This window comes from Confluentibacter flavum, assembly GCF_002843175.1.
GTDB lineage: Bacteria > Bacteroidota > Bacteroidia > Flavobacteriales > Flavobacteriaceae > Confluentibacter > Confluentibacter flavum.
Window position 1 is genome coordinate 147,321 of record NZ_PJEO01000017.1, and the last position, 12,511, is coordinate 159,831.

At 33.4% G+C, this 12,511-nt stretch carries 9 protein-coding genes; 2 read left to right on the forward strand and 7 right to left on the reverse strand.

Annotated elements, in window-relative coordinates:
• Positions 1-73: 73 nt before the first annotated feature.
• On the reverse strand, positions 74-1,261 hold the full coding sequence (locus CSW08_RS06810; RefSeq protein ID WP_106659158.1) for a phosphoglycerate kinase: 1,188 nt from the start codon (positions 1,259-1,261) through the stop codon (positions 74-76).
• 219 nt (positions 1,262-1,480) lie between these two features.
• Here CSW08_RS06810 and CSW08_RS06815 point away from each other — a divergent pair, with 219 nt between their 5' ends.
• Positions 1,481-2,626 (forward strand): DNA polymerase III subunit, encoded by a 1,146-nt coding sequence (locus CSW08_RS06815; RefSeq protein ID WP_106659159.1) that lies wholly within the window; start codon positions 1,481-1,483, stop codon positions 2,624-2,626.
• An 82-nt stretch (positions 2,627-2,708) separates the two neighbouring features.
• Here the strand turns inward: CSW08_RS06815 and CSW08_RS06820 are convergent, their stop codons facing one another.
• The 5 genes from CSW08_RS06820 to CSW08_RS06840 all read right to left on the reverse strand — a co-directional run bounded on the left by CSW08_RS06820 (position 2,709) and on the right by CSW08_RS06840 (position 10,149).
• Entirely contained in the window at positions 2,709-3,224 is a 516-nt protein-coding gene (locus CSW08_RS06820; RefSeq protein ID WP_106659160.1) for an OmpH family outer membrane protein, read from the reverse strand.
• 229 nt (positions 3,225-3,453) lie between these two features.
• Positions 3,454-4,314 (reverse strand): class I SAM-dependent methyltransferase, encoded by an 861-nt coding sequence (locus tag CSW08_RS06825; RefSeq protein WP_106659161.1) that lies wholly within the window; start codon positions 4,312-4,314, stop codon positions 3,454-3,456.
• Positions 4,315-4,436: 122 nt separating this feature from the next.
• Complete coding sequence (mnmG, locus tag CSW08_RS06830; RefSeq protein WP_106659162.1) at positions 4,437-6,308, reverse strand: tRNA uridine-5-carboxymethylaminomethyl(34) synthesis enzyme MnmG; 1,872 nt, start codon at positions 6,306-6,308, stop codon at positions 4,437-4,439.
• Between the two features lie 84 nt (positions 6,309-6,392).
• Entirely contained in the window at positions 6,393-6,803 is a 411-nt protein-coding gene (gene ybeY, locus CSW08_RS06835) for an rRNA maturation RNase YbeY (protein ID WP_106659163.1), read from the reverse strand.
• Entirely contained in the window at positions 6,790-10,149 is a 3,360-nt protein-coding gene (locus tag CSW08_RS06840) for a DUF4175 family protein (protein ID WP_106659164.1), read from the reverse strand. The genes ybeY and CSW08_RS06840 overlap by 14 nt, the downstream gene beginning before the upstream one ends.
• Positions 10,150-10,252: 103 nt before the next feature.
• On the opposite strand from CSW08_RS06840, the gene gltX reads away from it, so the two are divergent.
• Positions 10,253-11,764, forward strand: coding sequence for a glutamate--tRNA ligase (gene gltX / locus CSW08_RS06845; RefSeq protein WP_106659165.1), 1,512 nt, complete (start codon positions 10,253-10,255; stop codon positions 11,762-11,764).
• 38 nt (positions 11,765-11,802) lie between these two features.
• On the opposite strand, the gene CSW08_RS06850 is transcribed toward gltX, so the two are convergent.
• Positions 11,803-12,486 carry a hypothetical protein gene (locus CSW08_RS06850; protein WP_106659166.1) on the reverse strand — a complete coding sequence of 228 codons (684 nt, stop codon included), beginning with the start codon at positions 12,484-12,486 and terminating at the stop codon, positions 11,803-11,805.
• Positions 12,487-12,511 lie beyond the last annotated feature (25 nt).

Here is a 12,511-nt window from a genome sequence, read left to right on the forward strand (position 1 = left end):
GTTTCAGTTGTTAATGAACGCTATATATGGCTAAAATCGTATTTTTTAAGTTAATTTAAAAACTTAATTCAAATTATTCGATGATTGCAGCTATCCCAGGTAATACTTTTCCCTCTAAACTCTCTAACATGGCACCTCCTCCAGTACTTACATAGCTTACTTTGTCTTCAAAACCAAATTGTTTAACCGCAGCAACAGAATCTCCACCACCAACTAATGAAAATGCTCCTTTTTTAGTTGCTTCAGCAATAGAGTCTCCTAAGGCAATGGTTCCTTTTGCAAAACTTTCCATTTCAAAAACACCTAACGGACCATTCCACAAGATTGTTTTGCATTGCATAACAACATCATGAAATTGTTTTATGGATTTCGGACCGGCATCAACGCCTTCCCATCCATCTGGAATTTTATTTATGTCTACAATTTGCGTATTGGCGTCATTACTAAAAGCATCTGCAGCAATAACATCCACAGGAATATGAACTTGCACATTTTTAGCTTTAGCTTGTTTTAATATATCTAAGGCTAAATCCATCTTATCATCTTCACAAATGGAATTACCTATTTTTCCTCCTTGAGCTTTAACAAAAGTGAAAGACATACCTCCGCCGATTATCAAGTGATCTACATTATCAAGGATGTTTTCTATAATAGTGATTTTAGAAGATACTTTAGCACCTCCAAGTACAGCTAAAACAGGCTTTTCTCCTGTTTTCATAACCTTATCTATACTTTCAATTTCTTGCGCCAATAAATATCCAAAACATTTACTTTTTGGAAAAAAATCTGCAATAATTGTTGTGGATGCATGGGCTCTATGCGCTGTACCAAAAGCATCATTTACATAAATATCGCCGAGTTTTGCTAGTTTTTCTGAAAAATCCCTGTCTCCAGCTTCTTCTTCTTTATGAAAACGTAAATTTTCTAATAACAATACTTCTCCTGGTTGCAGGTTTGTAGCAGCGGTTTCCGCTTTCTCGCCTACACATTCGCTTATAAACTTAACTTCAACCCCTAAAATATCTTCTACTTCTTTTACTATATGTTGTAAAGAAAATTCGTCTTGAACTCCTTTAGGTCTTCCTAAGTGGGACATTAAAATACAGCTTCCACCATCCTCTAAAATCTTTATAATGGTTGGTTTTGCAGACACTATTCTAGTGGCATCGGTCACTTCAAATTTTTCATTTAAAGGCACATTAAAATCTACACGTATTAATGCCTTTTTATTTTTGAAATTAAAATCGTTTAGCGTTTTCATATATATAATTTAACTAATTAGATTCACAAATGTAATTAATTAAAAACAGCTGGAAAATGTGTTTTTAAACGAAAACGATTGAACCCATAAAGAATTTTAAAAAAACTATGTTTCCTTTGATGTTTTTCATTGTATTAAATTTGACAAAGGTAACCTACAAAGAAGTCATCTGTCATTATTTGATGCTATTTAATAGTAAAAATTTGTGTAGGTTTGCGGATGCTTTTTGAAGATATTTTAGGTCAAGAACACATAAAAAACCATTTAACACAAAGTGTTTACAATGGTAGAATACCTCACGCTCAATTATTTGTAGGAAATGAAGGTTGTGGTACATTGCCTATGGCTATTGCCTATGCTCAGTCTATTTTATGTGCCAATAAAAGTGACGACAGTAAAGATGATTGTGTTGCAAAATTTAAAAACATATCCCATCCAGATTTGCATTTTGCCTTTCCTGTAACTACAAGCGATAAAGCTAAAAGTCACCCCGTTTCCAGTCATTATTTAGAAGAATGGCGCCAATTGGTCAAAGAACAGCCTTATGGTAATTTATTTGATTGGTATAATTTGCTTGGCGTTGATAATAAACAAGGGCAAATAGGTGTAGATGAAGCCCAAGATATTGTAAAATCCTTATCGCTAAAAGCTTATGAAGGTGGTTATAAGGTGATGATTATTTGGATGGCTGAAAAAATGAATACGGCTTGTGCCAACAAACTTTTAAAACTTATTGAAGAACCACCAAGTAAAACGGTTTTTATTCTCATTACTGAAGACGAAGAACAAATTATTAATACCATAAAATCTCGCTGCCAGATATTACAATTTCCGCCACTTGCAGAAAATGTCATTGTAGACGCTTTAATTAAAAATTATGGTGTAGATGTTTCCCTTGCTACAAAAATAGCTCATCAATCCAATGGTAATTATAATAAGGCGTGTGATTTGGTTTATCAAGATTCTGAAGATTTACAGTTTGAGGAATGGTTTATATTCTGGATACGAAGTGCTTTTAAAGCTAAAGGAAACAAAGAAGCCATACACGATTTAATTTCATGGAGCGATACAATTTCAAAAACGGGAAGGGAAACCCAAAAACAGTTTTTAAACTATTGTTTAGATTTTTTTAGACAAGCTTTATTATTGAATTATAAAGCACAAGAATTAATTTATTTAGAGCCAAAAACAGAAACTTTTAAACTTGAAAAATTCGCCCCTTTTGTTCACGGCAATAATATTTTAGAAATTAGCGACGAGTTACAAGACGCGATTTACCATATCGAACGTAACGGAAATTCGAAAATTATTTTGACCGATTTGTCTATAAAGTTAACACGCTTACTTCATAAAAACCCTGATTGAAATACATTTAAAAGTTTAAATACAGCAACAAAAAAAGGCTTAGAAGTGATTTCTAAGCCTTTTTGAATATTATATTTAAATATTATTTCTTAGCGGCAGCATTTAAATCCTCTAAAATAATTTTTGTTAAATCGTTTTCCTCTGTACCGTATAACACAGTTGCAGCAGCATCACTTGTCCCTAAAATATAAGTGTAACCATTCTTCTTTCCGTAATCTTTTACAAAGTTTTTTACAGCTACAATTAAAGTGTCGATTTCTGTTTGAAACTCTTGTTGAAATTGTTGCGCTTCCCCCTGCTTTTGCTGATCAATCATTTGTCTTTGCTGCGTAAGCTGTTGATATTTTTCTTGTGCTGTAGTTGGTGCCATTTTATTAGCCTCAGCTTGAAATTTTTGAGCCTCAACTTGGAAAGCATTATCAATGCTATCAAATCTTTTTCTAAAAGCTTGTTCCTTTATTTGGAATTTAGCTTCAAGGTCTATCTTTTTCTGATAATCATTAATCAATGTGCCGTTATCTACAAATCCAATTTTAGCTTGTTTTTCACAAGAAGTAAATGCCATTAGCAGCACAACAATATAAAATAAATTTTTCATTTTATTGGTTTATTATAATTCGGACAAATGTAATAAAGTAAACTAAATTAAAAAGAGATTTTAGACTGATTTTAAACTATAACTAAAAATTATCGTTTTAATTGATCATAATAATAATTAGTTATTATTGAAACAGGGTTTTTAGGTCTTTTAAGACACTTACTAAAACCGTCTTGGTTATTCTGCTTTTAATGTCCCAATAAAGCATTAAAGGTTGTTAAAATAAATTTCAGGTGTTTTTAATGATATAAATTAAGGAAGATGCCTCTTTTGTTTGTAGAGATTTTAAATTTGAGAACAATCCAATCCAAAATCCTTTAAAAAAATTCATTTTTCCCGATTTATATTTCTCCGACAATAAACTTACATAAAAGGCATCAAAATACATCGGTTTGATTTTTTCAACTTCCATAGAGACGTCCTTGAACAGGTTGGAGATGGATTGTTTGTTAAAATGCCAAAGATGTCTAGGTACATCATAAGCAGCCCAAAATTCTTGGTAATGCATGGCATCAAAACTATTATAATTTGGAACAGCGATTATTAAGAATCCCCTAGGCTTTAACAATTTTTTAAAAACGTTAATTTGTTCTTCAAGATTTGGCAAATGTTCTAATACATGCCACAATGTAATCACATCAAAACTAGAAGCATTAAACTCTAAAAGTTTATCTACATCAAAAATGGCATTTTCCGTTTTTTTATTGGCAATACTCCTAGCCTGTTCATTGGGTTCAATTCCAAAAACAGTCCAGTTATTACTTTTTGCAACTTCTAAAAAATCGCCAGTTCCGCAACCAACATCTAATAACGTTTTACCATTTAAAGAAAAGGAATTAATGAGTTTCAATTTTCTATTCAAAGAAAACGTTCTGACTAAATGATAAGCTTTCTCAAACAAATTACGTCTTGAATCTGTATGCGAAATGTAATTATCGCTTTTGTAATAATCTGGTAATTTATCTGAAGATGGTTTAGGAAACGTTTCTAAATAGCCATATTTTGAATTCTGAATTAAATCAAATTCTTCCTGCGATACAGAATGATCTTTTACTTTTAAAAAGGTCTTATTTGAGTTTTCGTTTGCCACGAATTTATGAATGTTTACTTATTAGTAATTCTTCTGGATTAAGATAAAATGTTTTATAAATAAATTTAAAAAAGTCTTTTTTTGCTTTAGCAAAAATTTACGTTCCACGTGGAACAATAACATTATCTTCCCATGTAAACCAATAAAACAGAAATATCATTTGGCGATACACCGCTGATTCTTGAAGCTTGCGACACCGTAACCGGCTGTATTTTTTTAAGTTTTTCCCTAGCCTCAAAACTCATTGATTTAATTTGGGAATAGTCAAAATTCTTCGGGATTTTTACATATTCAAGTCTGCTAAGTTTGTCAGCATTATTCTTTTCCTTAGAAATATAACCTGAATATTTAACCTGAATTTCTGCCTGTTCGATAACCTCGTTATCAAGATTGTTTTCTTGAATATATGTTTCAACCGCACCAAACTTTCTCATATCATCAATTGTGATATTTGGTCTAGAAAAAATCTTAAACATTTTATCTGATTGTTTAATTAAAGAAGATTCTTTAGACTCTAAAACAGGATTTGCTTCTTCAGGCTTAATACTAGTCGAAGCAAAAAAAGCAACAAATTTTTCAGCTTCATTGTGCTTTTGTTCCATTCTGCGTAAACGCTTTTCACTAGCTAAACCTATCTCAAAACCTTTAGGGGTTAATCGCAAATCGGCATTATCTTGACGCAATAACGTTCTGTACTCTGCCCTAGATGTAAACATTCGGTAAGGTTCCTCAGTTCCTTTTGTAATTAAATCATCTATCAAAACACCTATATAAGCTTCATCTCTTTTTAAAATAAAGGGTTCTTTTTCTTGAACTTTTAAACTCGCATTAATACCGGCCATTAAACCTTGGGAAGCGGCTTCTTCATACCCTGTTGTTCCATTAATCTGACCTGCGAAATAAAGACCATCAATAAGCTTAGTCTCTAGCGTATGCTTTAGTTGCGTAGGTGGAAAATAATCATATTCAATAGCATAACCTGGCCTAAAAAACTTTACTTTTTCAAAACCAACTACAGAACGCAAAGCCTTAAATTGAACGTCTTCTGGAAGCGATGTTGAAAATCCATTCACGTAAACCTCAACAGTATTCCACCCTTCTGGTTCAACAAATAATTGATGTCTGTCTTTATCTGCAAACCGATTAATCTTATCTTCAATAGATGGACAGTATCTAGGCCCTAAACTTTTTATCCGTCCATTAAACATGGGCGATCTATCAAAACCCTCACGAAGTAAATCGTGAACCAACTCACTGGTATAAGTCATGTGGCAAGACTTCTGATTCTGAAGAGGTTTTGTAATATCCAAATAAGAGAACTTCTCTGGTAGTTCATCACCAGGCTGCTCAATCATTTTAGAATAATCTAACGATCGTCCATCAACTCTTGGAGGTGTTCCCGTTTTCATTCTACCAGAATCAAAACCCAAAGTAACCAATTGTTCCGTAATACCTGTAGCAGCTTTTTCACCTGCTCTACCACCACCAAAATTCTTGTCGCCGATATGAATTAATCCATTCAAAAAAGTACCATTAGTAAGGACAACCGTTTTACTTTTTATCTCAACACCAAGCGACGTTTTAACACCTGCTACTTTTCCATTCTCAATAAGCAATTCAGAAACCATTTCTTGATAGAAATCTAAATTAGGCGTGCTTTCTAAAAGTAAACGCCAATCCTCAGCAAAACGCATTCTATCACTTTGGACTCTTGGGCTCCACATAGCTGGTCCTTTAGACTTGTTAAGCATTTTAAATTGTATGGCCGACGTATCGGAAACAATACCACTATAGCCACCCAAAGCATCAATTTCTCGAACTATCTGTCCTTTTGCAATACCACCCATGGCTGGATTACAAGACATTTGTGCAATGTTTTGTAGATTCATAGTAACAAGCAATGTTTTACTGCCCATATTAGCGGCGGCGGCGGCGGCCTCACTACCTGCGTGACCGGCTCCAACAATTATAACATCATAAATCTCGTTAAACATAAATCTAAAATTAAAACGTTCCACGTGGAACAGTAAATTAAAATGGTTTTTAAAGTTTGCAAATATACACTGATTTGCCGAATATTAAACCAGCTGTTTCAAGTAGTGGTTTTCTTTGCTCCTCATCAATTTTTCGTCCTCTTCAGTTTTGTCTTTATAACCACAATAATGTAAAATACCATGTACCATAACCCTGTAAAGTTCGTCAAGAAATGAGACTTTGAAATCGTTAGCGTTCTCTTTAACACGTTCTATAGAAATGAAAATATCACCTTGTATAATTTTTCCGATAGAGTAATCAAAGCTAATAATATCGGTTAAAGTGTCATGGTTTAAGAATTCCACATTCAACTTAAAAAGATAATCGTCATCACAAAAGATATAATTAATGTCGTCTTCCTTAAACCCTTCAGAAACTATAACATTGGAAATCCAACTAGCCAGTTGATCTTCATTTTCAACTGAAAATTCTGTTTCATAATTAAATTGAATCATTATCTCTTCTAAAATATTCCTGCACTTTGGTTTTGTAAATTTGCTGCAAAGGTAAGGTTTGCTTATTTAATATTTCTGTAGTTTTAAAATATTGCTTAGCTGCCGGAATTTGATTGATTGCATTATTCTCGAACTGATTCTTATTTGTTTCAGATTCTCGCTTATTGTCTTCCCCTTGTTGGAAAGTCGCATTTTCGAGTTTTAATAATTGATGTTGCAATTCCATCATTTTCTGAAGTGTTTGGTTTGTAAAACCTTGGTTGAGTAAATCTAATTCAACGTCCTCCATTTGCTTCAATAATCTTTGTCCAGAACCACTTAATCCTTCTTTTTCAAGCTGCTTTTCTAAAGCTTCACGTAATTGCTGTTGTTGTTGGTATATCTCGTAGAGTTTGCCATCTAAATCGTTGTTCATCCCTTCTCCTTCACCCCCAGCATTATTGTCATCTTTCCCAGATTTCTTATCCTCTCCTTGTTCACCATCTTCGCCTTTACCTTCTCCTTCTTGTTTGCCTTCCCCTTCTTGGGGCTTTCCAGATTCGCCTTCTTTCATGCCTTCCTCCATCATTTTATTAAGTTGCTCTTGACTCATAATAATGTCTGGTAATTGCATATCGCCTTGGCCTTGACCTGGACTCATACTCATGTTCTCTTGCATGCTATCTAAAACATCACTTAAAAAGTTAGCCAGATTATTAACAGCCGTTACCGTGAACTGTTGGTTCGACACGCCTTGGAACAAACGACCCTCAGCAAATTGATCTATAGCTTTATCTATATTAAAATAAACATCTGTAATTTCCTTATTAACAGTTTCAGAAAGTTTAGGTTGACGAAGGGATAATGCAAACAAACTATCATCAATATGCTCGAAATTTTCCCTAAGGCTGTTTTGCTTTTTTAAATAAGTTGCATATTTATTATGATTAGCATCAATAGAATTAAATTGGTCCATCAAATCTTCCTCGTCTAAAGAAAACGAAACCAAATTGTCAAGTATTTGTCTTAACATATCAACATCTTCTTGAAGTTGTTCCCCTCCTCCCGCTTGCATGGATGATTGCATCTTCTCACTCAACTGCTTCATCTTTTGAGCTGCTTTCTTCTGGCTTTGTTGAGCGTTTTTTAAATTCTCACTGTCTTTCTTTTGCAGGTCTTCTGATGCTTTTTGCTGCTCATTTTTAATAGCGTCTTCTTGAGGTTTGTCTTGAGGAATATCGATGGGCTTTTTTAAACCTAGAGATTCCTTTTTTAAATCTTCAAGCTGTTTCTTAAAATCATCAAACTCCTCATTAAGTTTATCTTGATTTTCCTTTGTATTATTCTCTTCAGATTCATCAGCCAATTTTTCCTGATCATTAGCGGTTTTAAGCAAATCGTCTTTTAGCTTATCTAACTTTTTTTCTACATAAAATCTTTTTGTCAATTCTAGCAGCTGTTCTAAACTACGTTTTTTGTTCTTGTTCTGTTTTGATAATTCTTCAAGCTTTTTTACTAATTCCTCATTGTTAATTTTATCCTGAAGTTTTTCCAGTTCCTCAAGAAGCTTTTCGTCCTTTTTGAGCTGTTCTTCATTATCCTTTAAACGTTCTTTTAAGTCTTCTTTAAAAGTATCTTCTTCTTTACTCTCTTTCTGAAACTCTTCTAAATTATTCTTCAAATTTTCATTGAATTTCTTCATCATGTCATCTTGCTGCTTTTGGCGCTTCAAAAATGATTCTAATTTCTTTTTATCATTAAAATTTAAAGTCTGTTTTTCTTTTTGATATTGCTGTAGCTCTTCTAACTCCTTGTCTCGTTCATCAAACTTTTTTAAAGATTTATCTAAATCCTTAATAGTTTCACTTTGCTCATTAAGTTTCCTTTGGTCTTCTTCATCCTTAGTGCGTTTTCTGTATGAAAATACAGTGCTTTTAGCGCTTTTAAACTTATTAATGGCATCATTATCAAATACTTGAAAATATAATTCATACGGAATACCTTCAGAAATACTTAAATTATTAGGAAACGCCGTAATGAATTCAGAAATGTTTGATGACGATAAAGAAATCGTTTCATACTGTTTGTTCGTTTCATCATCAGAAGGATAATAAACAAGCTGAAGTTTACTAAACCCGTAATCGTCGCTCACTTGCCCATAAAAATAAAGCGTTTGCATATCCAATGTGTCTTTTTCAATTTTTACATTTAATTCTGGATATTCATCTTTAACCACGTCTATTCTAAAGGCTAAATTTTCGTAATTGTTAAGATTTTTATTGCTTGTGCTTAATGTGTATTCAAAATTATTATAAAGCGATTTAGAAGCTTTAAAAACATTGCTCTTTTCCGATTCAAACGCCATGGTGTCTTTTGAAAATAAGGAAACATGGTCAGTAGATTTAGTTTTAAGCTGCCAAGTTACTTTGGTGCCTTCAGGAACTACTGTGTTCCCGGTACCTTTTAAAACTTCTGAGGCCTTTTTAATATAGTTAGGATAGTCCAGAACCATTTCAAAAGCCAATAAGGTTGGTGCTTCTACAACACTAACGGTATAAGGTTTCGATGTCACACCATTTCCTGTGAGTTGAAATTCTGTTGATGTTTTAAGTTTAGTAAAAACATATTCAAATTCACCAATGCCCTTTTGTTGCAAAAAATACGTTTCATCGTTATAAACAATTTGGGCGCTTTCAGGAATAACGTCTCCCGCAGTTTTAACAACTAAAGTAAAATCATTGTTTTCTATAGCGTTTAAATCATTGTTAACTACAAAAAATTGAAATGGCGCTGGTGGTTCATACGCTGTTTTGTAGTGCACCACACGGTTAAAACTATCACTAAACCAATTAACCTTACCAAATAAAAACGTTATCAATAAAATTAAGATTGGAATGGCGGCATACTTTAAGTACGGAATGTTCTTCTTAAAATTAATAGCGGTTTTAAATGGAATCGGACTTAATTCAAAAGATTTTTGTTCAATACTCGCTAACAATAATTCGGATTGTGCAGTCTCTTTTTGCAATTGAAGCACATTCAACAACTTATCATTAACTTCAGGGAAATGCTTACCAATTATTTTTGAAGCCGTTTCATAATCAATCCCTTTTTGAAGCTTAAACAATTTAGCTAAAGGCAAAAAGATAAATTTAAACAACAAAGCAAGTTCAACTAATATAAATAGCCAAAACAAAATGGTTCTCGCCGTTGTGTTTAACCACAAAACATATTCAACAAAAAGCGTGAATAAAAAATACAACAAACCAATGGCAAAAAACAAAATCGCACCTTTAAGCAATTCATTAGTGTAATAGCGCCTAATAAATGCCTCAAGCTTCTCTTGAATAATTTGGAATTGATTCATTCTGTATCCTCTGCTTTATTCTAACTTACTAAACTACAATTTTATTTAGTACACAGTTTATAATAATGTGTTAATTGTATCTTTGCATACAAAATTACAAAATATGTCCAAAAACGTTCGTGTTCGTTTTGCACCAAGTCCAACAGGGCCGCTTCATATCGGTGGCGTGCGTACTGCACTATTCAATTATTTATTTGCAAAAAAACATCAAGGTACCTTTATTCTTAGAATTGAAGATACCGACCAAAACCGTTATGTGGAAGGTGCCGAACAATATATAGTTGATTCATTAAATTGGTGTGGAATCCCATTTAATGAAGGCCCAGGAAAAAACGAAAAATTTGGTCCTTACAGACAAAGTGAACGTAAACATTTATATAAAAAATATGCTGAACAATTGATTGTTTCTGGCGATGCTTATTATGCCTTTGATACGGCAGAAATTCTTGATTTCCACAGAAAAGACCATGAAGAAAAAGGGAAAACCTTTATCTACAATTGGCATAACCGATTAAAATTAAGCAACTCCTTATCGCTAAGCGCTAAAGAAACAAAGGCCAAATTAGATGCTGGTGACGAATACGTAATTCGGTTTAAATCGCCGCAAGATGAGACATTACATCTTAAAGACATCATTCGTGGTGATATCCAAATTGACACTAATATTTTAGATGATAAGGTTCTTTTTAAAAGTGATGGGATGCCAACGTATCATCTAGCAAATATAGTAGATGACCATTTAATGGAAATTAGCCATGTTATTCGTGGTGAAGAATGGCTGCCTTCATTAGCGTTACATTATCAATTATACAAAGCATTTGGTTGGAAAGCTCCAGAGTTTGCGCATTTACCTTTAATTCTAAAACCAACGGGTACTGGAAAATTAAGCAAGCGTGACGGTGATAAAATGGGCTTTCCTGTGTTTCCTTTACAATGGGAAGACCCACTAACCCACGACATATCCAGAGGATATAAAGAAGATGGCTATTTCCCGGAAGCCATGATAAACTTCTTGGCTTTTTTAGGCTGGAATCCAGGAACAGAACAAGAAATTTTTAGTCTTGATGAATTAATTAATGCATTTGATTTGGAACGCGTTAATAAATCTGGCGCACGTTTCGATCCAGAAAAAATAAAATGGTTTAATCACCATTATATGCAGGAACAAAATGATATGGAGCTTGCAGAAGCCTTTGTGGCCCAATACAATCAATTAACAGATATTGATATTAATTACGCTGCACTTGTTGTGGGCCTTGTAAAAGAACGTGCCACGTTTATTAGTGATTTATGGGAGTTGAGTTTTTACTTTTTTCAAGCACCAAAAACGTATGACAAAAAAGCCGTGCAAAAAGCATTTAATGAAGACACTCCAGAATTAATGCTTGAATTAGTTACTATCATCCAAACAGTCAATGATTTTACAGTGGCAAACCTTCAAACAGATATTAAAGCTTGGATTACTGATAAAAACATTGGTTTTGGAAAAGTGATGATGCCATTACGCCTAGCTTTGGTTGGTGCTTTACAAGGTCCAGATGTTTTTGAAATTATGTTTATGATTGGTAAAATTGAAACGGTTGAGCGTATTGAGAATATCTTGAATACTGTATGATGAGACCCTGAAACAAGTTCAGAGTGACAGAACACTAGCTAAAACGAAACCATAGCTCCTAACAATAACATATTTTGGTTGCCTTTAAATCGATCATCCCCTCCTGTAGTGTCAATGTCTTGTTTCTCAAGTTTCTTTAAAATATTGGTAAAACCATAAATATACTGCGCTTTCAGCTTAAAGTTTTTTATTCCAGCAGAGGCTCCAATGGCACCATTAAAATTAAATTGGGAAATGTTAATAATATCTGTTGCTGTTAGATTCGTATAATTATTTATATAATAATCCTTCTGTCCCTTGTCCTTAACTTCAAGTTTACCGTTGTATTGAATCATAGGTCCAACATCGATGGTAAAATACGTTTCAATGACCTTAATATGCATGAGCATGGCTACTTGGGCGGCAAACATTTTGTAATCAACAAATGCTTCTTCGGTACTCACTATGGTTGGCCTTGCGGAAATACCTATGTTGTTTTCAGAAAGTTGCATGCCAAAACTCACATTGTACCATTTATGGGGAATGTCAACCGTAGCACTTAAGCCTCCCCCAAAACCATCACCTTGGGCCGTTGTAAAATTATCGGTTGTAATGTTAAATTTTGTAATTCCTGCGAAAATCCCAATACCATTCGTAATTTGATAACTTGGACGCTGAGAAAAACTTTTTGTAACAAAACATATTGTTAGAGCTACAAATAGCAAAGGGCGTTTATAATGCATACATTTGTATTAAATGCTCAAATAT

Coding starts and splice junctions, on each gene's coding strand:
- ybeY (WP_106659163.1), bottom strand. CDS start 6,803: ATGATTCAATTTAATTATGAAACAGAATTTTCAGTTGAAAATGAAGAT.
- CSW08_RS06815 (WP_106659159.1), top strand. CDS start 1,481: ATGCTTTTTGAAGATATTTTAGGTCAAGAACACATAAAAAACCATTTA.
- mnmG (WP_106659162.1), bottom strand. CDS start 6,308: ATGTTTAACGAGATTTATGATGTTATAATTGTTGGAGCCGGTCACGCA.
- CSW08_RS06840 (WP_106659164.1), bottom strand. CDS start 10,149: ATGAATCAATTCCAAATTATTCAAGAGAAGCTTGAGGCATTTATTAGG.
- CSW08_RS06810 (WP_106659158.1), bottom strand. CDS start 1,261: ATGAAAACGCTAAACGATTTTAATTTCAAAAATAAAAAGGCATTAATA.
- CSW08_RS06820 (WP_106659160.1), bottom strand. CDS start 3,224: ATGAAAAATTTATTTTATATTGTTGTGCTGCTAATGGCATTTACTTCT.
- gltX (WP_106659165.1), top strand. CDS start 10,253: ATGTCCAAAAACGTTCGTGTTCGTTTTGCACCAAGTCCAACAGGGCCG.
- CSW08_RS06850 (WP_106659166.1), bottom strand. CDS start 12,486: ATGCATTATAAACGCCCTTTGCTATTTGTAGCTCTAACAATATGTTTT.